The sequence below is a fragment of the Nocardia sp. NPDC002869 genome, assembly GCF_046764065.1.
GTDB lineage: Bacteria > Actinomycetota > Actinomycetes > Mycobacteriales > Mycobacteriaceae > Nocardia > Nocardia rhamnosiphila.
In genome coordinates this window covers 1-24034 of sequence record NZ_JBKOOL010000087.1, presented here as the reverse complement: position 1 = coordinate 24034, position 24034 = coordinate 1, and the positions used below count along the sequence as shown (strand labels likewise).

The following is a 24034-nucleotide window of genomic DNA, read 5'->3' as shown; positions in this document are numbered from 1 at the left end:
CTTGGCCAGCGCGGCGCGTCGGCCGACAGCGGCGCGGCTGGCGCCATAGCCACCGATCCGACATGGTTGATTTTCAATAACCGAGAAGTGCGGGCACGACGAGAGCGGTACCCGACTTGCTCTCCCGCAGCCCGAGCACGAAGCGGCCGGCAACGCACGGGATGACTGGCCGGGGTCCCGTCCCACCGAGTTGCCGAACGCATTGATCGACCAGTTCTCGACGTGGGGTGTGCGCGACCTCCGGCCGCGTGGCCCTGCTGACTGGTGGCCTGCATTGTGTTCCCGCGCCCCTCCACCGTCAAGGGCGCCCAAGGGCGTCAGCTGCGCTGATGGCCTTCGCCACCCTTGCCCCCGGAGCCTCTACGCGAGAAAGACAGGCCCTATGGGGCAGGCAGGGAAGCCAGCCCCCTGTATGCGCAGACCACCACTCAGCAGGCCCAAACAGCACTCCTCCAGAAAAGAGGGCACATCAGCCAAGGGGTTGTGCTTAAGTTGAGTAATGCGCGATGCATACCCGCAGTGGTATCCCCCGGATGAGAAGTCTCTGCAACACGCTTTCAAGAATGGCACGGTCGCTTTAGATACCAACATTCTTCACCATCTCTACCGGCTAGGTGAGCAGCAGCGAAACCAAGTACTAAAAGTGCTGGAGAACGATGATATTAAGCCTAGGATTTGGCTCCCATACCAAGTGGGACTTGAATACCAAAAGAACAGGCTTAAAAACGCATACGACCAGAGTCGCGTATATGCGGATCTGATCGAAGAAGTTGAAAAGCATGGACGACAAATAAGAAGTAAATTCGAAGTCAATATCTCAGACCCAGAGGTTCGCAAGGAACCAATAGACACTCTGGAGACGGTAGTCAAACAGCTCTCGGGCCAACTGGAAGAACTTGGACGCAAGCATGTCATCGGGTTCGACATCGCCAGCAGCGAGAACGATCCAATTCGGGCTGCCTTAGACCGGATATTCAGCTCCGGGGCTTCGGTCGGCGCTAAACCAGATGCTTCCGTTATCGGATCCCGCACGGCCGAAAGCCGGAAGAGGTATGAACGAAGAGTTCCTCCCGGATACAAAGATGCGGAGGGGCCTAATAAGAAGCCCAATCCGGAAGGTGACTATTTGATCTGGTGCGAGCTGCTGGACCACGCCACTTCGAGCGGTCGACCTATGGTATTCGTGACCAACGATGAGAAGGAGGACTGGTATCAGCATGGCCCAGATGGAAAGGTGCTAGGCCCTCGCCCGGAATTGCGGGAGGAAATGATGGCCAGAAGTGCAGATTGCTACCATCAGACGACGCTTACCGGATTTCTTCGATCAGTAGATAGATTTCTCTCCATTCGTGTCGATGAGGCCACGATCGAGCAAGTTGACGCTACTATTTTCGCTCCAGTAGCCGAAGCGCCAAACCCCTCATTTAAATATATTGATTCAGTCTTCGATTGCCTCTTGGAGCACTTTCCAAATGTAGAGATCATGCCCGGTAGTCACGCACGAAATGATGGCATAAGTTTCGTATTGGTGAGCGACGGAAAAGTATTTGCCGAGGTTGCCGTGCGGCCAACGCGCGCAGCTCTATACCCCGAAGAATTGATAGAACTGGTTCAATTCTCCGACAGCCCATCGCCGGGCGTTATAGCCGTCTCCAATAATCTTCGAGGAAATAAGATCGCCCGGTGGAGGCGATCCAACTGTGTGGCTATTGCAGTCGAATACACCTCCGATCAGACGAGCGGGCTTCGTGCTGCTGTCGAGCATTTTCTCGAGGAAGGCCGCAAGATAAAAATAAAAGACTATACAATCTGACATAGTCATCATTTACGCAATTAACGTTTAGCAGAAAACTGGAGCTCTAACCCGCTATGCACAGGCATGAGGAGCGACGACGCATCACCTATGGCCACCTGGGCGATCACGGCGCGGTCGTCACTCCTCGCTTGGCTGCGAGAGTCAATACAGCACTCAACAAGATCATCGACGGCAACACCACTCGATGCCCCCTTACTTTCCCCGTACAAACGTCCGCGTACAAGCCCGGACCGAAGCGAACCCCGCAACGGAGCGGCGAGCCGTAAACTGTTGATACACAACAGCAATGGCAGGCTTCCGCAGACAGCTACGTACGCCAGAACGGATCAGAAGGTTACGAGTTCAAAATCCTGTCGGCCCTGAAAGATCGTCATTTCCAGGCCGATGCGTGGATATTGATACTGCGGCTTCAGCCCGCGAGTTGTAACTAGTCGTCAGCGACAGGCTCCACCCTGGAACACACGATCGAATGCCGGGCCGTCGGTAGTTGTCGAGCCGATCGAGTAAAGACGCGCACCGGGCCGCGGATGTGAACGCGTGCGACACTGGCCCTCCGTGCAGTTCGGTGTATTGGAGGGTCGATGTTCGCGCTCGTGGTGAGGTTCAACCTGAAGGATGCCGATGCCGCCGAAGCATTCGACCGGTTGGTGGCGGAGACCACCGAGGGCATCACCGAGTCCGAACCCGGCACCCTCGTCTACGCCACCCACACCGTGACGGATGCCCCACTCGCCCGCGTCTTCTACGAGGTCTACCAGGACCGCGAAGCGTTCGAGGAACACGAGCGTCAGCCCCACACCCGCCGCTTCCTCGATCGGCGCGCCGACTACGTGGCCGATTTCCGGGTCGAGTTCCTGACCCCGGCCACCGCCAAGGGCCTGCCCTGATCACAGCCGGTCAGCGATCCCGCACCACACGGCCAGCCCGTGCACGGCATCGCCCCGGCGGGCTTCGGCGCGAGCCAGAGCACGTACCGTTTCGCGGACCATCGGGTTGTACCGGGTCTGGGCGGGCGCGATCCTTTTCGCGGTATACAGCGACTCCAGCGCCCGCCCACGGTCGCCCTGAAGAAGGAATGCCCGCGAGAGATCGATGTAGTGATGTCCGGACCGCTCCTTCGGTGTCGTCGCCGGGATCACGACCGTATGCGCTCGGCTCAGAGCTGTCACCGCATCCATGGCTTCTACCGACAAAGCAACCGACCAGATAGCTACGTTGGTCGGGCCGAACGACAGTATTCGATCGCGGTCATCCCCCAACCGTCGCGCGGCCTCGCGGGCTTCGGCCAGGTGTTCATCGGCGAGATCGCGCTTCCCGGAACGGGACGCGGCCAAGCCCGACTGGAGGTGGAGACCCCCCCACGCGATGAGGTCCTTGCGGGTGGCGGTACCGAGCCGGAATTCGATATCGGCCCGGCAGTTCTCCAGAAAACACATCGCCGCAGTCCAGTCGCCCCCTGCGGTCAGAATGGCCGCACGCTGGAATTGGGCCGCAGCGATCCACAGCGAGTCGCCGGACGTCGCCGCAGACCACGTCAGGCGGTCGACCGCGGTACCGGCAAGGTCGGTATAACCCAGCTTGTGCGCAAGACTGTGCGCTGAGTAGTACAACTCGCACAGAAGAGCTGCCGCCTGCTCTCGCTCGTGACCGGCACTTCGATGCACCGCCGCCCGAAGCTCCCCCATCAGCGGCAGAAGTTCCTCGCCCAAGCGATGGAATGACGCGTTCCGGCGGAAGATACAGATTCGAGCGACTGCTTCCCGCAACTGCTCAAAGGGCCGCACCTCCGGCACTGCGTGATTGTCGATGTCGTAGGCCGCGAGTTCGGTACGCAGCCCGGAGATGGCCGCGTGCATTTCGGCGTCGTGCCCGAGCTCGGGGCGAAACGGTTGCCCGGTGAGGTCGGCAACTCCGACCCGAAGAGCTTTGGAGACCGCGCCCAGGAACGCAGCTGTAGCAGGCACTCGCTTCTGCTCCACCGAGCGAATGAGACCGATCGACACATTCGCTCGCGCAGCGAGTTCTCTCTGCGTCATACCGGCCAGCTTTCGAGCCTGGGCGACGCGCGAGCCCACGGCATCGTCGGTCTTTTCCGTCACCGTTCCAGTAAACCGCCGCCGGGTGGCTCCGGGGTACGAAAAAGCTTCGTACTCCGGCACCGAGCGCACGGGCACAGTCCCGATACGACAGTTGCTCCGCTCGAGCGGGGCGACTCGGTCACCGAGGAAGCAGAACGCCCCCATCCACACCCCTCCACAACGAACCGAGGTCTCCGAATGGCAGAGATCCCAGCCCTTCCCTTCCGAGCACCGAAGAACCGGGCCATGGCCGCGACATTGAAACTCCTGCAGGCGGGAAAAACCTGGGTCACCGACGACCCGAAGGTTCTGCGGCAGATCGCCGATGGCCTGCGCAGCCTGGACCAGCCCACAACCCATTGCCGGTCACAGGCCCCGATCCGCGGATACGCACACGCACATCAGGTGATGGCGACCCACGCCGAGCACCGCTGCCCCCGCTTCGAAACTGCGGCGGAGTTCGCGGCCCGGGCGCGCCCGTGAGCCGGCCGATATCCGGGAAGCGGAGAGCACTTGTACTGCGCCGGACCGATTGCGACAGTGGCGTTATCGACCGGCTGGCGCAGGAGCATGGCCTAGACATCGTGTACACGGTCGTCACGGACACCGCCCCGCAGCTCACAGCGCTCATCGCTGTTCACCACATGCTGGAATCCGACGCCGAGACAGTCAGAGTTCCGCACCTCACCGAAGACGAGATCCGGAGAGATCGCTCGTGGCAGCTTGTGGTCACGCTCGCGAGGCTTGTGACCATGGCCGGCGTGGTCGATCAATAGTGGCCCATGATCAGGACGCACGTTGTGCCGGCAATCACCGCTTTGCCGGTCTGCCGAGAGCCCGGGGAGATAGCGAAGCGAGAAAGTGGTTATACCGGCGGCGAGGACCGAACCACGACGACCCGGAGCTGGAGGATGCAGAAATGAGCGGCGGCGACAAGTGTCTGTCCGAATTGGGGCCCGAGGAGTTGCGCGGCCGGAGCGACGATCTGGCCGCTGTGCGCGACCGCCTGGTCGAGCTGGGCGCGGCCGATGTGGCGACGGAACTCGACGAGGTCCTGTCGGCGATCGCCCGCTACGACGAACCCGATATCGAGAATTACCGCGCGCAGGTCGAGCGGCGCATGGCCAATATCGCGGACGTGCTCCGGGCCGTCGAGCGGGATAGCTCCGGTGACGGCAGGCAGATCGAGGAAGCGGTCACCCGGTATCGCGCCGGCATCGACTGAACGCACCGACGTCCGGTCGAGTAGCGAAGGCGCCGGTCGGGGCATAGGTTGCGAATCGGCCCGTCGATTGTCCGAGCTGCCGGCTCGGCGTGCTGCCAGGAGAAGTTTGTGGCCGAGCGATCGTCCAACCCGGACCGCCCGCCGGAGGGTGGTCCCGGCGGGCTGCGCAGGCGGCTCGGCCTCGCCGATGCGGTGGTGATCGGTCTGGGCTCGATGATCGGTGCGGGGATCTTCGCCGCGCTCGGACCGGCCGCGCGCGCGGCCGGGGCCGGGCTGCCGGCCGGGCTGGTGGTGGCGGCGGTGATCGCCTACTGCAACGCCACCTCGTCGGCTCGGCTGGCGGCGCGGTATCCGGTTTCCGGCGGCTCCTATGTGTACGGCCGGGCGCGGCTCGGGGAGTTCTGGGGGTTTCTGGCGGGCTGGAGTTTCGTGGTCGGCAAAACTGCCTCGTGCGCGGCGATGGCGCTGACCGTGGGCGCCTATGTGTGGCCGGAGCGGGCGCATGCCGTCGCTGTCGCCGCCGTGGTGACGATGACCGCGGTCAACTACCGCGGCGTGGAGAAGTCGGCCGAGCTGACCCGCATCGTGGTAGGCGCCGTGCTGGGCGTGCTGGCCGCTGTGGTGGTGGCCGCCTTCACCACCGGGCACACCGATACGGGGCGCCTCGCGTTCGACGACGAGGTGTCCTTCGGCGGGATTCTCCAGTCCGCGGGACTGCTGTTCTTCGCGTTCGCGGGGTACGCGCGCATCGCCACCCTGGCAGAGGAAGTACGCGATCCGGCACGCACGATCCCGCGGGCGATCCCACTCGCGCTGGCGATCACCCTGGCCGTCTACACAGTGGTCGCGATGGCCGCGCTGGTCGTACTGGGTCCCCGACAGCTGGCGGAGGCGACCGCGCCCCTCTCGCAGACCGTGCACGCCACCGGCGTGACCTGGCTCGAACCCGTGGTCCGCGCCGGGGCGGCCGCGGCGGCACTCGGTTCGCTCCTCGCCTTGACCCTGGGGGTTTCGCGCACCGCGCTGGCCATGGCACGCGATCGATATCTGCCCCGAGCGTTCTCGGCGGTGCATCCCCGGTTCGGGGTGCCGCACCGCGCGGAGATCGGCGTCGGGGTGGTCGTGGCGGTGGTGGCCGCGACCGCCGATGTGCGTTCGGCCATCGGGTTCTCCTCCTTCGGTGTGCTCCTGTACTACGCCGTCGCCAACGCCTCGGCCCGGACGCTGACCGCGGCCGAGAACCGGCCACCGCGCGTGATCCCGGTCCTCGGCCTGTTCGGATGCCTCGTACTGGCCTTCACCCTGCCTTGGACGGCAGTGGCTTCCGGGGTGGCGGCTACCGCGGTAGGAGTGGCGATCTACGTGGTTCGGGCCCGGGCGCGACAACGGTCGTCCGGCAAGGGCGCTGCCTCCTGACGGCGATCCGGCACGAGGCCCGCCTGCTCCGCCGGCTGATTCCGCTGGGCCTGGTCCGGCTCCCGGCCGCGAGGCGATCGGCCGTGAACCCCTCGGCCGCGCCGGCCGGAAACCCCACCGCCGGGTGCCCGGCACCGCCGGGAAGGACACGTTCACCGTGTGTTCGCGCCGGAACCGTGACAGTGCCGCTGCGGGCACCGGCCGGAACCCGCCGTCGCGGGGAACTACGGCGCCGAGCCCGCCGGCGCGGACAATTCCCGCATGGCCCGGCAGATCGTCGCGTGGATCTCGGACTCTTCCGTCGCCGCGTCCGGGTCCCAGGTCGGTTCCGGCGCGTTCTCGATCGCGGGCCCGAACAGCCACCACACATTGCGCCACGGATCGATGAAGCGGGCGAGGGAGGAGGCGCCGTAGAAAGGCGTGGTCTCGGTGATGATCCGCGCGCCCCGCGCCGTGGCCCGGCGCAGTATCTCGTCGCAGTGGGACACATTGACCTGGAGCAGAGCGGGAGTGAACACCCAGTCCGGTTTGGAGTCCACCACCATCAGGCACGAATCGCCGATCCGCACCTCCGCGTGGATGAGCAGGCCGTCGGTATCGACGGCGTGCGCCTGCGGAGTCTCCGTTCCGTCGAACACCGCGCCCAGGAATTCGATGAAGGCCCGGGCGCCACCGGGCCCCTTGACCGCGGCGAATGCGTTGAGGCTGCCGTAACCGTTGCCGAGCTCGGACACGGGACTGATCAGCGGTGGAGTGGTCATGGCGCGAGCATGGCATCCGTTGCGGTCAGTTGCTGTCCTCTGCATCGCCACCCGGCGGCTCGGTCCTCACTGCCCGGAGGCCACGATGGGAACCACGTAGGCGCGGGCGAATTCGTCGAGCTGCTCGTCGGATTCCAAGGGCACCAGGCCCGACGGGCAGAGGATGAACGAGTGCACCAGCCGGCACGCCACTTCCGCGCGGGTCAGCAGATCGGCGGGTTCGGTGAACAGCCCGGCGTCGGCGGCGCGGCACAGGGCGGTATGGGCGGCCGCCACCGACATGGCGAAGACCGGACCGCCCTCCACGGTCAGTTTTTCCAGAATGCGTTCGGGCTCGACGGTCAGCATGCGCTTGACCAGCGGATGATCCCGCCATTGTGTGACGACTGTCACAAATATATCGGCGACCAGGTCGGCCAGGGTGGTGTGCCGGGTGGAGATGGCGTCGACCTCGATGAGGACCGCGGCTACCTCTCGGCTCACGACCGCCTGCACTACATCGTCGCGGGAACCGACCCGGCGATATATGGTGACGCGGTCGACACCGGCCTGCCTGGCGATGTCTTCGATGGTCGTCTTCTTGACGCCGAACTCGCTGAATCTGATCAACGCCGCGTCCAGAATGCGAGCCTCGATACCGTCCTGCAGTCCGGGTGACGATGTATACGCGGCGGACATGCAGTTAACGCTAGCAAGTACCGCATGAGCGCAAACACCTATCGGGCACTCGCAATATTGCAACATTGCTATTAATTATGTTGCGATGTAGATTCGCCGAATGGTGCAGACCAGCCGAGCAGCCGCTTGTTTCACCCTGGTGCGTCGTACATCACGACTATCGAGAGCCAACTGATGGGCACCCAGGTACCGGCGCGCGGTTTCCAGATGATCGGCACGGCCGTGGACGTCTGCCGATCGATATTCGTCGCCCACCGGCCCGCCTCGTTGCTGCCGCACTCGAAGGTGCTTTGGCACAGTGGATTCAACCGCAGACTCGTGGTCGCCGCGATCCGGCGCAAGGCCGTCGATGTGGTGACGGTGATCCTGGTGGATCCCGACGGCAATCCGTTACCCGCCTGGTTACCGGGCGCCCACCTGGAACTGTCCCTACCGTCCGGGCGCCGCCGCCAGTACTCGCTGTGCGGCGATCCCCGCGACCGGTCCGCCTACCGCATCGCCGTCCGGCTCATGCCGCACGGCAACGGCGGCTCGATCGAAATCCACGAAAGCCTTCGCAGCGGTGACGCACTGCGAGTCCACGGCCCACGGCACACCTTCCCGTTCATCGACGCGGAGGAGTACCTGTTCGTCGCCGGCGGTATGGGGATCACCCCCATCCTCCCCATGGCCCAGGCGGCCGGCCGGCGCGGCAACCTCGTCTACATCGGGCGCAGCCGGGAGTCGATGCCCTTCCTCGGCCGGGTCCCCGGCGCGGTCATCCGGCCGGACGACGAGTTCGGGACTCCGGATATGGAGGAGATCCTCGCCCGCGCGAACCCGCATGCGGCCGTTTATGTCTGCGGTCCCACTCCCATGCAGGAAGCCGCCGCGCGCGCCCTGCCGCGGGTGAACCCCACCTGCACACTGCATCTCGAACGCTGCTCGGCGACGCGGGCGGCCCCGGCGTCCGAAGCGGTGCCCGCCCGGCCCTTCCATTGAAAAAGCCCCTCACCACAGGTAAGGGGCCGAAGCGGTGGCGGAGGGATTTGAACCCTCGGAGGGGGGTTACCCCTCACACGCTTTCGAGGCGTGCTCCTTAGGCCGCTCGGACACGCCACCGCCCGCAACAATACCGGAATAGCCCCGTATCCCTAAATCGGGGGCTCGACCTGCGAACTTCCACGGCGCCCACCCGCACGGGAACATGCCCGAGGAAGCTTCAGCGCTGAGTCCGGAAGAAGTCGTCGAGAATCGCCGCGCATTCGGTCTCCAGGATCCCGCCGCGCACCTGGGGACGATGGTTGAGGCGCCGGTCGCGGACCACGTCCCACAGCGAACCGACCGCCCCCGTCTTCGGCTCCCACGCCCCGAACAGCAGCCGATCCACCCGGGCCGCCACCAGCGCGCCGGCGCACATGGTGCACGGCTCCAGGGTCACCGCGAGAGTGGTGCCGGTGAGCCGCCAGCCGTCGCCGTGGACCGCGGCCGCGCGGCGCAGGGCCAAGACCTCGGCGTGCGCGGTGGGGTCGCCGGAGGCCTCACGCGCATTGGTGGCACGGGCCAGCTCCCGGCCCTGGTCGTCGAACACCACCGCGCCCACGGGAACGTCCCGCGGGTCGGCGGTGGCGGCGACGGCGAGGGCCGTGCGCACCATCTCGATATCGGCGAGCGGAACGCTCACCTCAGCGGGGCAGTTTGTCGAGCACCGCGGAGAACTCCGACGCGAAGCCCAGCCGCTGGGCGATCATCGTGAGCTGTTCGTCGGGATAGAGATCGGTCTCGGCGAGGATCACACTGAGCACCGGTTCGGGCAGGCCGAGATCGGCCAGGATGGCGAGGTCGCCTTCCTCCCACGGTTCGACATCGTCGAGTTCGTCGGGGTCGATATCGGGGATCTCGATATGGAGTTCCTCCAGGACATCGGCGGCGATGTCGTAGTCGATCGCCGCGGTCGCGTCCGACATCAGCAGCCGGGTGCCGCTCGGGGCGGGCCGGACCACGATGAAGAATTCGTCGTCGATATCCAGGAGCCCGAAAACCGCGCCGGAGGAACGCAGCGCCTTCAACTCGTTCTCCGCGGCCGACAGGGTGGTGAGCGCGGCCGAGCTCAGCGGAGTGCACCGCCACGTACCGTCTTCCCGGACAACGGCCACCGCGAACCCTTCCACGTCGTCGTAATCATCCGACGCCGCCTTGTTCGTGCCCGCGCGCTGTGCTGCCATGGGCGCAACGGTAGTCGGCCCGGGGCCGTTAGATGAAGTCGTATGCGAATCTGTTCCGGTGACTGCTGACGACCATACGGCGCTCTGCGTTCTCGGAACGGGTTTGATCGGCGGCTCGCTGCTGCGTGCGGCGACCGCGGCCGGTCGGACGTGCTGGGGATACAACCGCTCGGCGCCGGGCGTGGCGGCGGCCCGGACCTCGGGTTTCGATGTCGGCGACGATCTCGCCGCGGTATTGCGCCGGGCCGCCGAGGCCGATGCCCTGATCGTGGTGGCGGTGCCGATGCCGGCGGTGAACACGATGCTCGACGCGATCGCCGAATACGCGCCGGGGTGCGCGCTGACCGATGTGGTGAGTGTGAAGTCCCCTGTCGCGGCAGCGGTGCGGCGGTACGGGCTCGAAGCCCGCTACGTCGGCGGGCACCCGATGGCGGGCACCGCCGAATCGGGCTGGCAGGCAACCGATGCGGAACTGTTCCGCGACGCGGCGTGGGCGGTCGGGGTGGACCCGGGCACCGACGCGGACGTCTGGACGCGTGTCACGCGGCTGGCCCTGGACTGCGGTGCGGTGGCCGTCCCCGTGACCGCCTCCGAACACGACCGCGCCGTGGCCCGGATCTCCCATCTACCGCATGTGTTCGCCGAGGCGCTGGCAGTGGCCGGGGCACGCGGCGGGGACCTCGCGCTCGGATTGGCGGCGGGGTCGTTCCGGGACGGCACACGGGTCGCGGGCACCGCACCCGATCTGGTGCGGGCGATCTGCGAACCCAATTCCGAGGCGCTGCTGGCGGTACTGGACGAGACGCTGACCGCGCTGGGTGAGGCGCGGGAGTCCCTGAGCGCGCAGACCTCCCTCGCCGACCTGACCGCGGCCGGTCACGCCGCCCGGCAGCGCTACGAAACGGCCGAACGCTGGGAGATCACCGAGATCTTCCCGGGCACGGCGGGTTGGCTGGAGAAACTGCAGGAAGCGGGCCGGGCGGGCGGGGTCGTCACCCACCTCGCGGCGGCTCCGGCCGGCGATTGACCCGTCCTCAGACCCGCTCGGCCAGGCCCGGGTAGTCCACGACGAAACCGTCGGGATCGACGGTGAGGGTCGCGCTGGACACCGGCGAGAGAACGCTGATCCCGTCTCCCGCGCTGCTGTAGGTGAGATCGGCCTCCTGCACCGTCAGCTCCGGCAACCGGACATAGACCACCGGGACCTGCACATCCTCCATGGCGTGCTGCAGGTCGAACCGCCGGATGGGCAGGGTGTTGAAGAACGGGCTGAGCACCACATCCGCGTCCAGGGCGCCGCCGAACATGGACCGGATACGGGTGCCGGTGGCGTCGACGAGCCAGTAGTTCTCCTCGTCGCGGGCCAGGGACGCGTGCCGCTCCCCGGCAGCGGTGGTGCTGCTCATCGACAGCCGCCTGGTCGCCCCGTTCTCGTCGGTGACCAGGTCATAGGAGGCGCTGAACGCGGTGTGCTCGCCGCAACCGCTGCCGATGATGCGGCCGCTGGCGCGGATCCGGTTGCCGTTGAGCGTTACACGAACCGATTCCATCCGCGAGCCGTCGTGCGCACGCCAGGTGAGAACCGCGGGCCACCGCCCGGCGGCCGGCGGCGCCGCCGGACCGGGGGTTACGTCGCTCGATTGCGTCACGTGTCCACCGTACGCAACACCGGCGCCCACAGCGCTCATACGGGCCGTGTTCCGCGCCGCCGGCCCCGGCCTACCCCCTGTGACGCAGGTAGCGAGCGGGTACGCGGGACCCGCACCCGGTTGCTCTCCCGGCGAGTGCGTGGACAGCCGCTCCGGCACGTCACCGGGCCGGCGGTCGGGTGCCACCGTGCAATGCCCACCGGCGAGAATCTGACAGGATCACATCCTGTGGGTTGATGGGGAGTGCTTGCGATCCCCGGTGCCGACGGTCGCGGCGCGGGGAGTCCGACGGATCGGCAACGCGATCTACACCGCGAGCGGTGAACTGAGCCGATCCGGACACGAATTCGCGGATCAACTGCGCAAGGGCGCCCTTCGCTTCGCGTTGTCCGATCACGATATGCGCCGCATCTTCGAGACGAGAATCATTCCCGAACAGCTGGATATCCCGGGTCGTGCCACGGCCGCGGCAGGGCGGCCCCGGCTGGTCGTCGCGCTGGCCCAGCCGGGTGCCGGAAAGTCCACGGCCATAAGGGCCATCGTCGCGTCCTTCCGCGACCGCGGTGGCGCGGTCCCGCTGATCGCCGACGACTACATGCGGTACCACCCGATGTTCGCCGAACTCCGGGCGCTCGACGATTTCACGGCCGGTGATCACCTCTACCCGATGGCGGAACGATGGCTCGATATGGCCATCGACCATGTGATCGCGGGCCGCCGGAACGCCGTCCTCGAAGAGGGGGCGGGCAACCCGGCACGGGCGGCGGGGGTCATCGATCGCTTCCAGAGGCACGAGTACCACTCGGCCGTCGAAGCCGTAGCGGTATCGCGCGAGGAGAGCGGGGCGTCGGTGCTCACCCGCTTCCTCGGCGAGCGCCTGCGCGACGGCACCGGCCGATACGTGCCCGTCCGTGCGCAGGACGCCTGTTTCGACGGCTCGGCCGAGCTGTTACGCCTGCTCGAATCGCCGCACCCACCGGTGGCCGTCGACGAGATCAGGGTGCGCTCCCGCTTCGGCTTGCTGTACGAGAACCATCGGGTGGCGACGGGTGAATGGTCCGAGCCGCCGGAAGGCGGCCGGGTCCTGGCGGCGGAGCGGGGCCGCCCACGCACGCCGGCCGAGGAATACGCCTACTCCGCGAAAACGCAGAAGTTCCTGGAGACGCTCACGCAGGCGTACGCCGGGCAGCCGGGACGGGATGCGGACTGGCACCGGCTGTGGAACGAGATGAAACTGGTGGACGAGGCGATCCGGACCTGACCCGGACACCTCGAGTACCGGCCACCATGCTGCGGAGAACACGGCACCACTTCATCGGTCCCGGGACTCCGCTCGAAGCCGATCGACCGCGGTGACGAAGTCCGGATGGGCCGACACGATCAACTGCTCTGTCGAATCGGTCAACCAGACATCCGCGAAGTAGCCGGACCGCATCCAGGAGATCAGGCCGACAGCCGTGGCAATGGGGAAACATCCGGGCACGGCGGCGAAGCCCAGCGGCACATAGAGCTGCTCGACCCGGAAAAGAGTCGCCGCCACCAGCGCCCCGATCGTCACCACGACGATCGACAGCATCAGCAGCGCGATCCGCCGGAACCGACGGACCTCGTCCATGCAGTATTCGCAGGCCGGGTATTCGAAGCGGAGGCAGGCCTGTACCCCGTAGTTCTCCTGAGGCTTCCACAGCGGCCTGATCGAGCGGAGGAAAACCCGCATCGTCGGAATCTCCGAACCCGGCCGACCCATGGAATTCACTGCGAAAGAACGGCGCTCCACCGCAGGTAGGCCATGTTCGCTGCACACGTCGGGCATGATCTCGGCAAGTTTCAGGTTCAGTGGCGCCGTCGTGAGAAGCGGGACACGATCCGGGTCCAACTCCGTCTCGAACAGCACTTTTTCCCGCCCGCTCACTGCAGCCAGCCGTTCTTCCAGCGATCACGGAAGTAGAGGTCATCCTCATCGGGTTCGTCGGGGGTGACGACCTGATCGCGGTAGGACTTGCGGCCCCCCGGCGGCGCGCTCCCCGCCGGGGACGTGAGCGGTTGCGGAGCCGGTGGTTGTTGCGACGGCGACGGCTCGGCCGACCGGTCCGGGGCAGACCACGCCGACGGCTGATCGCGGAGCTGGTCGAGCTGTCGCTCGCCCTGTGCCGCGAGCCGCTGCCGTTCTTCCTCGGGCATCTCCGCGAACTGCTGCATCGCCGCGGGCATGGTCTGATCGAGAACTACGTTGAATGCGTCGCTGTGCATCAATGCCCGGGCGCTGGCCCGGCCGTCGAGGATGGCACGGATCTGGTCTTTCAGCCTCGGGTCGCTTGTACCCGCCATGATGACCTGGAGTGCCTTCGAGAGCTGGCGCGAGACCCCGAGATCGCCGCGCGCGAGGTCGTGTACCGGCTCGGGTGAACTCACTTCATGCCCCTGGATGGTCGTAGGAGTTCTGCGGCAGTGTGGGCAGGTCGCCGGATTGGATCGCACCCAGGCCCGCGTAGATGAGCCCGGCCGTCCCCTCGAGACCGATATAGAGGGCGGATAGTTTCGAGACCATCATGTTGAATTCCGCGATTGCCCGGAGGGTGGTCAGGGTGGCGGCGGCGACCAGCGCCGCAGTGGCGACGACCCCGACGCCGGTGGCCGCGGAAACCTTGACCGCAGCCCATTCGATGATCGCGATCGCGCCGATATCCAGGAGCGTCTGTACCGAGTCGCCGATCGTCTTCGCGCCGTAGTACGCGGCGTTCGCGTAGTTCTTGATCTCGTCGGCGACAGCGTTCAAGGCATCGACCTGACCCGCGATCGCGGTCGCCAACTCGGCGAAGTACGTTTGCGCGTTCGAGGCCGCGTTGCCGTCCCAGGTGGGGTCGACCGCCTTGGCCGCGTTCTCGACCTCGGCGGCGAAACTCGTGTTGTAGGCCGCGAGATTCTCGACAGCCACACCCGCTTGCTGCAGCGCTTCCCAATCGCCGGCGATCTTCTGCGAGAACCACTCCACCGGATCCACGCCGACAACGTTCTTCAGCCAGGTACATGCCCAATACGTCGGTGAGATCTCGTTGGAGGTCACGAGAAACTCGAACTTGTCGTTCATGGGATCTTCGAGCGCGGGCTCGGCCAGCTTCTCGACAGGTGCGCCGGCCATCACTTACCGGCCTCGTACGTGCGATCCAGGGCCGCGGCATTCGCGCGGTCCGTGGTCCGGTACATCTGGGCGACCGCGGCCAGTTCGGCCGCGGCGGCTGCGGACAGCCGCCCCAATGTCTCGTAGTTCGGCTTCAATCGCGCGTGGGCCTCGCTGATGGCACTCAGTCCGAGGCGGATGAGTCCGCCATCGCCCCACACCGTGTTGTCGACCGCCAACCATTTGTCGATGTAGGCCGTGGCGCTCGCGTTCTCGTCCGCCAGCTTTTGCAGACTCGCCGAAAATTTGTCGACTTTGTCCGGATCGACATCGAGTTCTTCCGGCATTCGACCCCTCCCTCCCGCGGCGCTCCCACACCGCGCTGTGCATCGGCAAACCCTTACACAGCCGGACGGGTGTGACAACCGCTCATTCGCCGGCCTCGCCGTGCGATCCCCGGGTTCCTCCCGCGGGCGGCCCCATGCGACGGCGGGCCGAAGCCGGGCGCCGGACAGGGACGGATCTGCCGATGCTGGCGGAGACGGAGGGATTTGAACCCCCGGTCGCTCTCACGACTCTCGCTTTCAAGGCGAGTGCATTCGGCCGCTCTGCCACGTCTCCAAGGCCTCGATGGTAACCGATGTGACCGGGAGCGACCCAAAGCCGACCACCGGTCACCCGGTGGCCGGCCGCGCGGTCACCGGGGCACGGCGAGCAGGTCGCGGGTGATGCCGGAGAGATCGGCGCAACCGGAAAGTCCCATGGCGGAATCGAAATCGGCGAGCAGCAGACGCAGTGCGTGACGCACCCCCGCGCTGCCGGCGATACCGAGGGCATACGCCCAGGGCCGGCCGTAACCCACGGCTTTGGCGCCGAGTGCGAGTGCGACCAGCACGTCCGATCCGGAGCGGACACCGGAGTCGAACAGCACATCGGCCCGGTCCCCGACCGCGCCGACCACCGCGCCGAGCGCGTCCAGCGCGGCGATCGAATTATCGATCTGCCGGCCGCCGTGGTTGCTCACCCACACCGCGTCCGCGCCGGCGTCGACCAACAGCCGGGCATCGTCGGGATGCAGGACACCCTTGACCGCGATCGGCAGATCGGTCCATTCCCGCAACTTGGCCAGGTCGGCGGGGCGCAGCGCGTGGTTACCGAACAGGCCGGCCCAGGTGAGGATCGCCATCCGCAGCGCGTCCTCGCTCTCCTCCGGCGGCGCGGACAGCTTCGCCCGGAAGACCGGGTCGGACAGATAGTTGGCGATACCTTTGCCCAGCAGGAAAGGCAGATGTCCCAGTTCGAGATCCCGCGGCCGCCAGCCGAGCGAGGGAGTGTCCACGGTGACCACGATCGCCTTCGCACCGGCCCGTTGCGCGCGCTCCACGAACGAACGCGCCAGCTCGTCGTCGGCGGGCCAGTACAGCTGATACCACCAGTCGCCCGCGACCTCACCCACCTCCTCGATGGTCGCGGAGGACGCGGTGGACAGGACCGTCCCGACGCCCAGTTCCTTCGCGGCCCGGGCCACCACCACCTCGCCCTTCTCGTGCAGCAGTTCCAGCACCCCGACCGGCGAGGTCAGCACCGGGGCGGCGAGTTTGGTGCCGAGTACCTCGACCGCGGTGTCGCGCGCGCCCGGGCCGCTGGTCCCGCAGAGCATGCGCGGCACGATCCGGTATCGATCGAACGCGGAGGTGTTGGCCACGACCGTGCGTTCGGTGGAGGCGCTACCGGCCACGTAGGCGTAGGCGCGTGCGTCGAGCAACTCCCGGGCCCGGTCCGCGAAACCGTCCGCGGTCATCGGCAGTTCCGGGACCGTCCCGCCCATTCCCTGGAGGTAGATCTCGTTCTGGAAGTCGATGAAGCTGCTCACGGCGCTCACGGTAGCCGTGTCCGGCCAGTCGCGGGCACCCTCTCGGCAATTTCTGATGCAGTATGGGTCCCGTGCGTGCGATCAACTTGAACGGATTCGGCGGCCCCGAGGTGATGGAGTGGTCCGACGCCCCGGACCCGGTACCCGGGCACGGCGAGGTACTGATCGACGTGGTGGCGGCCGGGGTCAACCGGGCCGACCTCCTGCAGCGGCGCGGCCTGTACGCGCCCCCGCCGGGCACCACGGCCGTGCCCGGACTCGAATGCTCGGGGGTGATCGCGGCCGTCGGCGAGGGTGTCCGGGACCGGTCGGCCGGCGACCGGGTGTGCGCGCTGCTGTCCGGCGGCGGGTACGCCGAGAAAGTGGCGGTTCCGGCCGGCCAGGTGCTACCGGTGCCGGACGGCCTGGATCTGGCGGCGGCCGCGGCACTGCCCGAGGTCGCGGCGACGGTCTGGTCGAATCTGGTGCTGACCGCCGGCCTGCACTCCGGGCAGTTGCTGCTGATCCACGGCGGCGGCAGCGGTATCGGCACCCACGCCATCCAGGTGGCGGACCGGCTGGGCGCCCGAGTTGCGGTGACGGCCGGATCGGCCGCGAAATTGGCGCGCTGCGCGGAACTGGGCGCGAGCGTGCTCATCAACTATCGAGAACACGATTTCGTCGATCTGATCCGGGCCGAGCAGGGATTGGGCGGACCGGGCGCGGACATCATCCTCGACAACATGGGCGCCGCCTACCTCGGGCGCAATGTGGCCGCGCTGGCCCTGGACGGGCAGATACTGGTGATCGGTATGCAGGGCGGGGTGAACGCCGAGCTGAACCTGGGCGAACTCATGGCCAAACGCGGGACGGTGCGCGCGATCAAACTGCGCGACCGCCCGGCCACCGGCCGCGGCAGCAAGGCCGACATCATCGCCGAGGTACGGGCCCACGTCTGGCCGCTGCTGGAGACGGGCGCGGTCGTGCCGGTGATCCACGCGGAGGTCCCGGTGGCCGAGGCGGCCCGGGCGCACGCACTGCTCGACGAACACGACACGTTCGGCAAGGTGATCCTCCGGATCGGCAACGACTGATCGAGTCGGCCGGACCGACGGACGCGCGGCCCGGCCCCGGAAGGCCTGCGCGCGTGTCCGAGAGAAAGCGCGCGCGGCCGGTCAGCCGAGCGCGGCCAGGGCCCGGCCGAACTGATCGATCTCCCGGCGAGTCGTGTACGGCGCGAGACCTATGGTCACCGCGCCGCCCTCGTCGTTCACACCCAGCGCGTCCAGTAACCGGCTGCCGCCGTGCGAGCCCGCCAGCACATTGATGCGCTTGTCCGCCAGTTCGGCGGCGATCTTCTCCGCCTGCATACCGTCGATGGTGAAACTGACCGTCGGGATCCGGGTGGAGGCCCGGCCGATCACGGTGAGCCCGCCGATCTTCTCCAGGGTGCTCATCAGATGGTCGAACAGCTGGTCGTGGTAGTCCTGCAGCGAGCTGATCGACAGTTCCAGCCGTTCCCGGCGGGTGCCGCGGGCCCGTTCGTCCAGGCCGGCCAGATAGTCGATCGAGGTGGTGAGGCCGGCCAGCAGCGCATACTGGTGTCCGCCGACCTCGAGCCGCTCGGGGCCCTTGGCGTAAGGATTCAACGACATGGATGGGATCCGGTCCAGGAACGCCGGGTCCCGGAAGACGAGCGCGCCGACCTGCGGACCGCCCCAGCTCGGCGCGCTCAACGCGACCACATCGGCGTTCAGGTCATCGATACCGATCAGCGCGTACGGTGCGGCGCCGACCGCGTCCGCGACCAGCAGGCCACCGACCTCGTGTACCCGTTCGGCCGCGACCCGCACCGAGGGCGCCGAACCCACGATCGGCGAGGCGGCCGTGAGCGCGACCAGCCGGGCGGTGGGCCCGATGAGCTCCTCGAACTGCCAGGCCGGCATCTCGCAGGTCTCGATCTCCACCTCGGCCCAGCGCACATGGGCGCCGTAGCGGTTGGCGATCCGCAGCCACGGCGCCACGTTCGCCTCGTCGTCCAGCCGGGACAGCACGATTCCGGTGCCCAGGCCCAGCCGGGAACTCAGGGATTCGGCGAGCCAGGCCAGCAGGACGGCGCGGTCCGGACCCAGCACGACCCCGCTGGGGTCCGCGCCGACCAGGTCCGCGACGGCCACTCGGGCGTCGTGCAGCATATCGGCGCTGCGTTTGGCGGCGCCGTGACGGCCGAGGTGGGAGAACGACGACGAGCGGAAACCGATGGACACCGCGCGCGAGACAGAATCCGGAACAAGCATGCCCGCCTGCGGAGCCAGGTTGATCCAGCCGTCGGCCACGGAGGGGATCAGTCCCCGGACCCGCGCGACGTCGTAAGTCATGCAGGTCACTTTAAGGCAGGGCCCATATTCCGGTAACCCTGGTCCGGGGTCTGCAACCCGCGCCACCACCACCGGCTTTAGCGCGTTCGGCGCGAACACGACATGATGGAGACCATGACGCAATCGGATGACGCATCGGATCCCGTTGTCGTGATCGGTCCCGAGGGCCGTCCGCTGGTGCTGCCCGCGGGCGCCGCGGCGAGCGCGTCCTACCCCGGCCGGGAGGTGCCCGAGCAGGAGGGCGCCGAGCGCGGCGCCTCCGAATCACTGGCCGATATGGTCGAGCAACCGGCCAAGGTCATGCGGATCGGCACCATGATCAAACAACTGCTCGAGGAGGTACGGGCGGCTCCGCTCGACGACGCCAGCCGGACCCGGCTGGCCGAGATCCACAAATCCTCCATCCGGGAGCTGGAGCAGGGTCTGGCGCCGGAACTGCGCGAAGAACTGGAACGGCTGGCCCTGCCGTTCGGCGAGGACGCCGTCCCCTCGGACGCGGAACTCCGTATCGCCCAGGCGCAGCTGGTGGGCTGGCTGGAAGGTCTGTTCCACGGCATCCAGACGGCGCTGTTCGCCCAGCAGATGGCCGCGCGGGCGCAGCTCGAGCAGATGCGCCAGGGGGCCCTGCCTCCGGGTATCCATACCGCCGAGGGTCGCGGCGTGCAGCCGGGCCAGTCCATCGGAGGCACCGGGCAATACCTCTGAACGCGGTGGTATATAACCGGCCGGTACCGCGACTCGCCGACCGAGGTAGTGTCGTGCACCGTGCCTGCAGCTTCCGCTCGCTCCGACCTGGTAAACCCTGACAATCCGGAGAGCACCGACGAGAGCCCGGTGCGACCCGACCACGACCCCGCCGCAGATGAGAAGCCCGTGAGTTCCGAGCAGACCCCGGTCGCCGGCGCCGATACCGCCGTCTCCGATATCACCGAGGTGACCGCCGCGGATCCCATCGATTCGGATTCGCAGTCCTGGTCGCGGGCCTGGCGCGATATCCGCGACGGGTTCCGGCAACGCGAACTATGGCTCTCGCTGGGCTGGCAGGACATCAAACAGCGCTACCGGCGGTCGGTGCTGGGTCCGTTCTGGATCACCATCGCCACCGGCGTGCAGGCCACCGCCATCGGCATCCTGTACGCCGCGCTGCTCGGTCAGCCGCTGACCGAGTATCTGCCCTATGTGGCGGTCGGCCTGATCGTGTGGAACGTCATCAACGCCTCGATCCTCGAGGGGTCGGAGGTGTTCGTCGCCAACGAGGGCTTGATCAAACAGCTGCCGTCCGCGCTGAGCGTGCACGTCTACCGGCTGGTGTGGCGGCAGATGCTGTTCTTCGCGCACAACGCGGCAATCTACTTCGTGGTGCTGGCCCTTTTCGGTGTCTGGCGCGATCTGCACTGGACCGTGGTCTTCGCGATACCGGCGCTGGTGCTGCTGTTCCTCAACGCGATGTGGGTTTCGGTGCTGTTCGGTATCTTCAGCACCCGCTACCGCGATATCGCGCCGATCCTGGGCAGTATGACGCTGATGCTGTTCGTGCTGACCCCGGTGATGTGGAATACCAAGAGCCTGCACGAGCAGGGCGGTCAGGTCGCGGAACGGGCCCGGCTGGCCGAAGTGGTGCCCACCTACCACTATCTGGAGATCGTGCGCGCACCGCTGCTCGGCGACGACCAGAAGCTCTACCACTGGGCAATCGTCGGCGCCATCACCGTGGTGGGCTGGATCGCCGCCGCGATCGCCCTGAAGAAGTACCGTTCGCGCGTGCCCTACTGGGTTTAGGAGTCAGGCGATCATGAGTGATCACGTGAGTATCGAAACCCGCAACGCGTGGGTGGAGTTCCCGATCTTCGACGCGAAATCCCGGTCGCTGAAAAAAGCGTTCCTGGGTAAGGCGGGCGGTTCGATCGGCCGCAACCAATCCGATGTCGTGGTGGTCGAGGCACTGCGCGATATCAACCTGTCGCTCAAAGAGGGCGACCGGGTGGGTTTGGTCGGCCACAACGGCGCGGGCAAGTCGACGCTGCTGCGGCTGCTGTCCGGTATCTACGAGCCTTCGCGCGGTAGCGCGCGGATCCGGGGCCGGGTCGCGCCGGTGTTCGATCTGGGCGTCGGGATGGACCCGGAGATCTCCGGCTATGAGAACATCATCATCCGCGGCCTGTTCCTGGGGCAGACCCGCAAGCAGATGATGGCCAAGATCGACGAGATCGCCGATTTCACCGAACTCGGCGAATATCTGTCCATGCCGCTGCGCACCTATTCGACCGGTATGCGGGTGCGTCTGGCGATGGGCGTGGTGACTTCCATCGACCCGGAGATCCTGCTGCTCGACGAGGGGATCGGCGCGGTCGACGCGGAGTTCATGAAGAAGGCGCGGATCCGGTTGCAGGAGTTGGTCGCCCGTTCGGGCATCCTGGTCTTCGCCAGCCATTCCAACGAGTTCCTGGCCCAGCTCTGCGATACCGCACTGTGGATCGATCACGGCCAGATCCGGTTGCGCGGCGGGATCGAAGAGGTCGTGCGGGCCTACGAGGGCCCGGATGCGGGTAATCATGTGGCGGCGGTCCTGCGGGAGATCGAGGCCGAGAAGTCCGATCGTGCCGACGACGAACCAGCACCGCAGTCGGCCGACGGTGAACGAGAACTGGAGAACAACACAGCATGAGCGAGTCCCGCCCGGAGGCGGAAGCGACGCGTGACCCCGTAGAGCCCTCGCCGGTGCCCGAAGAGAGCGCGAGCGAGCCCGGCTCCGGGGCGGAAGCGGCGCGTGACCACGCAGAGCCCTCGGCAGTGCCCGAAGAAAGCACGAGCGAGCCCGGCTCCTCCCAGGCGGAAGCACAGCGTGAGCCGGTAGCGCCCGGCGGACACGGCAGCAGCGAGTCGGCGCCGGAGGCGAAAGACGAACGCGACGACGTAGCCCCCGCGCCGGCAACCGACGAGCCGGTATCGGAAGCGCAGGAGAAGCGCGATCACGCGGAGGCCTCGCCCGTCATCGGTGGGCGCGGCGGCCCCCGGCGTTCGGCTCCGGGTCCCGCGCGGGAGCACGACCCGGCCGCCGCGGTGCTGCCGGAGGTCGAGTACGGACCGGACGCCAAGATCGTGGCCGTAGTGGTCACGCACAAGCGCCGCGATCTGCTCGCCGAATCGCTGAAAGCGGTCGCGACGCAATCGCGCGCCGTCGACCACCTGATCGTGATCGACAACGGCAACGAAGCCGAAGTGGCCGAACTGGTGGCGGATCAGCCCATCGAGACCACCTATCTGGGCTCGGCGCACAATCTGGGCGGAGCGGGCGGTTTCGCGCTGGGCATGCTGCACGCGCTGAGCCTGGGCGCCGACTGGGTCTGGCTGGCCGACGACGACGGCCGGCCCGAGGGCCCCGAGGTCCTGGCGACCTTGTTCGACTGCGCGCGGCGCCACGAACTGGTGGAGGTCTCGCCGGTCGTCTGCGATATCGACGAACCGGACCGGCTGGCGTTTCCGCTGCGCCGCGGCGTGGTGTGGCGGCGGTTGCGGTCCGAACTGGGCGGGGAGGACTTCCTGCCCGGCATCGCTTCGCTGTTCAACGGCGCCCTGATTTCCGCGCAGGCGGTGGATGTGATCGGCGTACCGGATCTGCGGCTGTTCGTGCGCGGCGACGAGGTCGAGGTGCACCGGCGGCTGGTCCGCTCCGGATTACCCTTCGGAACCTGCCTGCAAACCGCGTACCTGCACCCCAACGGCGCGGCCGAGTTCAAGCCGATTCTCGGTGGTCGGATGCACACCCAGTACCCGGACGATCCGGTGAAGCGGTATTTCACCTACCGCAACCGGGGCTATCTCATGTCCCAGCCGGGTATGCGAAAGCTGCTGCCCCAGGAATGGATCCGGTTCTCCTGGTTCTTCCTGGTGACCCGCCGCGACCCGGCGGGGTTGCGCGAGTGGTTCCATCTGCGCAGCCTCGGCCGCAACGAGCAGTTCCAGAAACCGGACTAGGCGTACCTCCGCCTTCGCTCCGGCAGCGCCCACCGGTCCGCGGGCGCCCGTAGACGCCCCACCGGACAACCAGGGTTGACGGCCGATGCGAGAGTTTCCTCCACGCCGGGTAAGTTCGGCTGGCAATCTGCATGATTCGGGAGGAGATCGATGAGTTACCCCGGCGGTCAGCCGCCACAGGGCCAGCCCGCACCCGGCCAGTTCCCGCCGCCGCAACAACAGTTCGCGCCGCCGGCACCGAACCAGGGTGGGCAGCCACAGTATCCAGGGGGGCCACCGGGCGGGCCGCAGCCGTGGGGTGCCCCGCCGCCCGGACAGCCGCCGCAGGGCTACGGTCAGCCTCCCGCCCAGCCGCAGTACGCCGGCGGCCCGTACGCGCAGCCGCCCGGGCAGCCCCCGGCCCAGTTCGGTTCGGGCGGGCAGCCCGGGCCCTACGGCCAGCCGGCCCAGGCGGCGCCCAACGACCCGCCGGGGATCACGGTGGACTGCTCCTACACCCCGATAGCGTTCCTGCTCGCGATCACCAAACCCAAGATCACGGTGAACGGGCAGCGGGTGCCGAACACCCGGTGGGGCGCCAACCATATTCCGGTCGGCGCCGGCCAGTACCACGTGCGGGTCGCCACGCCGTGGCTGTTCGATATGGGTCCCGCCGATGTCGCGGTGTCCGTGCAGCCCGGGCAGGCGGTCCGGTACTACTACCGGACACCAGCGCTCATCTTCCTCAACGGAGCGATCGGCCCGGTTCCGCAAAAGACCCCCGGCATGGTGGTCATGTACGTGATCTGGGCGTTCGTCGCCCTGATCTTCCTACTGAACATCCTGATGATCGCCACGATGTGAGGGATGTCCGCATGCGGCGGGTCCCCTGGGCCCCGCCGCAT

The 24034-nt window shown here is 67.1% G+C and carries 27 protein-coding genes and 2 tRNA genes; 15 read left to right on the top strand and 14 right to left on the bottom strand.

Annotated elements, in window-relative coordinates; translation table 11 throughout:
• Positions 1–499 precede the first annotated feature (499 nt).
• Both ACLML9_RS17390 and ACLML9_RS17385 read left to right on the top strand, forming a co-directional pair.
• Positions 500–1813 carry a PIN-like domain-containing protein gene (locus ACLML9_RS17390; RefSeq protein WP_411946514.1) on the top strand — a complete coding sequence of 438 codons (1314 nt, stop codon included), beginning with the start codon at positions 500–502 and terminating at the stop codon, positions 1811–1813.
• A gap of 584 nt (positions 1814–2397) precedes the next feature.
• Positions 2398–2703 carry a putative quinol monooxygenase gene (locus ACLML9_RS17385; protein WP_411946513.1) on the top strand — a complete coding sequence of 102 codons (306 nt, stop codon included), beginning with the start codon at positions 2398–2400 and terminating at the stop codon, positions 2701–2703.
• On the opposite strand, the gene ACLML9_RS17380 is transcribed toward ACLML9_RS17385, so the two are convergent.
• Positions 2704–3915, bottom strand: a complete 1212-nt coding sequence (locus tag ACLML9_RS17380) for a helix-turn-helix domain-containing protein (RefSeq protein WP_411946512.1) — start codon at positions 3913–3915, stop codon at positions 2704–2706.
• A 177-nt stretch (positions 3916–4092) separates the two neighbouring features.
• Here ACLML9_RS17380 and ACLML9_RS17375 point away from each other — a divergent pair, with 177 nt between their 5' ends.
• From ACLML9_RS17375 to ACLML9_RS17360, 4 genes are all read left to right on the top strand, one after another.
• Positions 4093–4377, top strand: a complete 285-nt coding sequence (locus tag ACLML9_RS17375; RefSeq protein WP_411946511.1) for a hypothetical protein — start codon at positions 4093–4095, stop codon at positions 4375–4377.
• Positions 4378–4478: 101 nt separating this feature from the next.
• Complete coding sequence (locus ACLML9_RS17370; protein ID WP_411946510.1) at positions 4479–4670, top strand: hypothetical protein; 192 nt, start codon at positions 4479–4481, stop codon at positions 4668–4670.
• 143 nt (positions 4671–4813) lie between these two features.
• The gene (locus ACLML9_RS17365) at positions 4814–5119 is read left to right on the top strand and encodes a hypothetical protein (protein ID WP_411946509.1); all 306 of its coding nucleotides are present in this window, start codon (positions 4814–4816) and stop codon (positions 5117–5119) included.
• Between the two features lie 108 nt (positions 5120–5227).
• The gene (locus ACLML9_RS17360; RefSeq protein ID WP_411946508.1) at positions 5228–6535 is read left to right on the top strand and encodes an APC family permease; all 1308 of its coding nucleotides are present in this window, start codon (positions 5228–5230) and stop codon (positions 6533–6535) included.
• Positions 6536–6759: 224 nt separating this feature from the next.
• On the opposite strand, the gene ACLML9_RS17355 is transcribed toward ACLML9_RS17360, so the two are convergent.
• Both ACLML9_RS17355 and ACLML9_RS17350 read right to left on the bottom strand, forming a co-directional pair.
• Positions 6760–7296: a bleomycin resistance protein gene (locus ACLML9_RS17355; RefSeq protein ID WP_411946507.1), complete on the bottom strand. Its 537-nt coding sequence runs from the start codon at positions 7294–7296 to the stop codon at positions 6760–6762.
• A gap of 66 nt (positions 7297–7362) precedes the next feature.
• Positions 7363–7974 (bottom strand): TetR/AcrR family transcriptional regulator, encoded by a 612-nt coding sequence (locus tag ACLML9_RS17350; RefSeq protein ID WP_411946506.1) that lies wholly within the window; start codon positions 7972–7974, stop codon positions 7363–7365.
• Positions 7975–8148: 174 nt separating this feature from the next.
• Here ACLML9_RS17350 and ACLML9_RS17345 point away from each other — a divergent pair, with 174 nt between their 5' ends.
• Complete coding sequence (locus ACLML9_RS17345; RefSeq protein ID WP_411946505.1) at positions 8149–8955, top strand: ferredoxin reductase; 807 nt, start codon at positions 8149–8151, stop codon at positions 8953–8955.
• A 32-nt stretch (positions 8956–8987) separates the two neighbouring features.
• Here ACLML9_RS17345 and ACLML9_RS17340 read toward each other — a convergent pair.
• The 3 genes from ACLML9_RS17340 to ACLML9_RS17330 all read right to left on the bottom strand — a co-directional run bounded on the left by ACLML9_RS17340 (position 8988) and on the right by ACLML9_RS17330 (position 10178).
• Positions 8988–9075 (bottom strand) — tRNA-Ser (locus ACLML9_RS17340).
• Between the two features lie 100 nt (positions 9076–9175).
• Complete coding sequence (locus ACLML9_RS17335; RefSeq protein ID WP_411946516.1) at positions 9176–9610, bottom strand: nucleoside deaminase; 435 nt, start codon at positions 9608–9610, stop codon at positions 9176–9178.
• Positions 9611–9638: 28 nt separating this feature from the next.
• Positions 9639–10178, bottom strand: a complete 540-nt coding sequence (locus tag ACLML9_RS17330) for a tRNA adenosine deaminase-associated protein (protein ID WP_411946504.1) — start codon at positions 10176–10178, stop codon at positions 9639–9641.
• 58 nt (positions 10179–10236) lie between these two features.
• On the opposite strand from ACLML9_RS17330, the gene ACLML9_RS17325 reads away from it, so the two are divergent.
• Positions 10237–11205: a prephenate dehydrogenase gene (locus ACLML9_RS17325; RefSeq protein WP_411946503.1), complete on the top strand. Its 969-nt coding sequence runs from the start codon at positions 10237–10239 to the stop codon at positions 11203–11205.
• A gap of 7 nt (positions 11206–11212) precedes the next feature.
• Here the strand turns inward: ACLML9_RS17325 and ACLML9_RS17320 are convergent, their stop codons facing one another.
• Positions 11213–11827, bottom strand: coding sequence for a putative glycolipid-binding domain-containing protein (locus ACLML9_RS17320; RefSeq protein ID WP_411946502.1), 615 nt, complete (start codon positions 11825–11827; stop codon positions 11213–11215).
• A 247-nt stretch (positions 11828–12074) separates the two neighbouring features.
• Here ACLML9_RS17320 and ACLML9_RS17315 point away from each other — a divergent pair, with 247 nt between their 5' ends.
• Entirely contained in the window at positions 12075–13088 is a 1014-nt protein-coding gene (locus ACLML9_RS17315) for a zeta toxin family protein (protein WP_411946501.1), read from the top strand.
• A 51-nt stretch (positions 13089–13139) separates the two neighbouring features.
• Here ACLML9_RS17315 and ACLML9_RS17310 read toward each other — a convergent pair whose 3' ends face one another.
• The 6 genes from ACLML9_RS17310 to ACLML9_RS17285 form a co-directional block, all read right to left on the bottom strand.
• On the bottom strand, positions 13140–13544 hold the full coding sequence (locus ACLML9_RS17310; protein WP_411946500.1) for a hypothetical protein: 405 nt from the start codon (positions 13542–13544) through the stop codon (positions 13140–13142).
• A gap of 191 nt (positions 13545–13735) precedes the next feature.
• The gene (locus tag ACLML9_RS17305; protein ID WP_411946499.1) at positions 13736–14239 is read right to left on the bottom strand and encodes a hypothetical protein; all 504 of its coding nucleotides are present in this window, start codon (positions 14237–14239) and stop codon (positions 13736–13738) included.
• 1 nt (position 14240) lies between these two features.
• Positions 14241–14966 carry a WXG100 family type VII secretion target gene (locus ACLML9_RS17300; protein ID WP_411946498.1) on the bottom strand — a complete coding sequence of 242 codons (726 nt, stop codon included), beginning with the start codon at positions 14964–14966 and terminating at the stop codon, positions 14241–14243.
• On the bottom strand, positions 14966–15292 hold the full coding sequence (locus ACLML9_RS17295; protein ID WP_411946497.1) for a type VII secretion target: 327 nt from the start codon (positions 15290–15292) through the stop codon (positions 14966–14968). Before ACLML9_RS17295 ends, ACLML9_RS17300 begins: the two co-directional genes overlap by 1 nt.
• A 186-nt stretch (positions 15293–15478) precedes the next feature.
• A tRNA-Ser gene (locus tag ACLML9_RS17290) sits at positions 15479–15566 on the bottom strand.
• A 76-nt stretch (positions 15567–15642) separates the two neighbouring features.
• Entirely contained in the window at positions 15643–16818 is a 1176-nt protein-coding gene (locus ACLML9_RS17285; protein ID WP_411946496.1) for an alpha-hydroxy-acid oxidizing protein, read from the bottom strand.
• Between the two features lie 71 nt (positions 16819–16889).
• Here ACLML9_RS17285 and ACLML9_RS17280 point away from each other — a divergent pair, with 71 nt between their 5' ends.
• Positions 16890–17891, top strand: a complete 1002-nt coding sequence (locus ACLML9_RS17280) for an NAD(P)H-quinone oxidoreductase (protein WP_411946495.1) — start codon at positions 16890–16892, stop codon at positions 17889–17891.
• 81 nt (positions 17892–17972) lie between these two features.
• On the opposite strand, the gene ACLML9_RS17275 is transcribed toward ACLML9_RS17280, so the two are convergent.
• Positions 17973–19175 carry a cysteine desulfurase-like protein gene (locus ACLML9_RS17275; protein WP_411946494.1) on the bottom strand — a complete coding sequence of 401 codons (1203 nt, stop codon included), beginning with the start codon at positions 19173–19175 and terminating at the stop codon, positions 17973–17975.
• A gap of 114 nt (positions 19176–19289) precedes the next feature.
• On the opposite strand from ACLML9_RS17275, the gene ACLML9_RS17270 reads away from it, so the two are divergent.
• The 5 genes from ACLML9_RS17270 to ACLML9_RS17250 all read left to right on the top strand — a co-directional run bounded on the left by ACLML9_RS17270 (position 19290) and on the right by ACLML9_RS17250 (position 23993).
• A complete protein-coding gene (locus ACLML9_RS17270; RefSeq protein ID WP_411946493.1) occupies positions 19290–19880 on the top strand; it encodes a bacterial proteasome activator family protein in 591 nt (196 codons plus the stop codon).
• 219 nt (positions 19881–20099) lie between these two features.
• On the top strand, positions 20100–20954 hold the full coding sequence (locus ACLML9_RS17265) for an ABC transporter permease (protein ID WP_411946515.1): 855 nt from the start codon (positions 20100–20102) through the stop codon (positions 20952–20954).
• Between the two features lie 13 nt (positions 20955–20967).
• Positions 20968–21840 (top strand): ABC transporter ATP-binding protein, encoded by an 873-nt coding sequence (locus tag ACLML9_RS17260; protein WP_411946492.1) that lies wholly within the window; start codon positions 20968–20970, stop codon positions 21838–21840.
• A gap of 398 nt (positions 21841–22238) precedes the next feature.
• Positions 22239–23150 (top strand): glycosyltransferase, encoded by a 912-nt coding sequence (locus ACLML9_RS17255; RefSeq protein WP_051715048.1) that lies wholly within the window; start codon positions 22239–22241, stop codon positions 23148–23150.
• Positions 23151–23300: 150 nt separating this feature from the next.
• Positions 23301–23993: a hypothetical protein gene (locus ACLML9_RS17250; protein WP_411946491.1), complete on the top strand. Its 693-nt coding sequence runs from the start codon at positions 23301–23303 to the stop codon at positions 23991–23993.
• The last annotated feature ends 41 nt before the right edge of the window (positions 23994–24034 follow it).

Bases quoted from the DNA above. Each gene is read 5' to 3' on its own strand.
- ACLML9_RS17335 (WP_411946516.1), bottom strand. From the start codon at position 9,610: ATGGTGCGCACGGCCCTCGCCGTCGCCGCCACCGCCGACCCGCGGGAC.
- ACLML9_RS17250 (WP_411946491.1), top strand. From the start codon at position 23,301: ATGAGTTACCCCGGCGGTCAGCCGCCACAGGGCCAGCCCGCACCCGGC.
- ACLML9_RS17350 (WP_411946506.1), bottom strand. From the start codon at position 7,974: ATGTCCGCCGCGTATACATCGTCACCCGGACTGCAGGACGGTATCGAG.
- ACLML9_RS17275 (WP_411946494.1), bottom strand. From the start codon at position 19,175: ATGACTTACGACGTCGCGCGGGTCCGGGGACTGATCCCCTCCGTGGCC.
- ACLML9_RS17270 (WP_411946493.1), top strand. From the start codon at position 19,290: ATGACGCAATCGGATGACGCATCGGATCCCGTTGTCGTGATCGGTCCC.
- ACLML9_RS17375 (WP_411946511.1), top strand. From the start codon at position 4,093: ATGGCAGAGATCCCAGCCCTTCCCTTCCGAGCACCGAAGAACCGGGCC.
- ACLML9_RS17390 (WP_411946514.1), top strand. From the start codon at position 500: ATGCGCGATGCATACCCGCAGTGGTATCCCCCGGATGAGAAGTCTCTG.
- ACLML9_RS17330 (WP_411946504.1), bottom strand. From the start codon at position 10,178: ATGGCAGCACAGCGCGCGGGCACGAACAAGGCGGCGTCGGATGATTAC.
- ACLML9_RS17295 (WP_411946497.1), bottom strand. From the start codon at position 15,292: ATGCCGGAAGAACTCGATGTCGATCCGGACAAAGTCGACAAATTTTCG.
- ACLML9_RS17300 (WP_411946498.1), bottom strand. From the start codon at position 14,966: ATGGCCGGCGCACCTGTCGAGAAGCTGGCCGAGCCCGCGCTCGAAGAT.
- ACLML9_RS17385 (WP_411946513.1), top strand. From the start codon at position 2,398: ATGTTCGCGCTCGTGGTGAGGTTCAACCTGAAGGATGCCGATGCCGCC.
- ACLML9_RS17345 (WP_411946505.1), top strand. From the start codon at position 8,149: ATGGGCACCCAGGTACCGGCGCGCGGTTTCCAGATGATCGGCACGGCC.
- ACLML9_RS17260 (WP_411946492.1), top strand. From the start codon at position 20,968: ATGAGTGATCACGTGAGTATCGAAACCCGCAACGCGTGGGTGGAGTTC.
- ACLML9_RS17365 (WP_411946509.1), top strand. From the start codon at position 4,814: ATGAGCGGCGGCGACAAGTGTCTGTCCGAATTGGGGCCCGAGGAGTTG.
- ACLML9_RS17310 (WP_411946500.1), bottom strand. From the start codon at position 13,544: ATGCGGGTTTTCCTCCGCTCGATCAGGCCGCTGTGGAAGCCTCAGGAG.
- ACLML9_RS17355 (WP_411946507.1), bottom strand. From the start codon at position 7,296: ATGACCACTCCACCGCTGATCAGTCCCGTGTCCGAGCTCGGCAACGGT.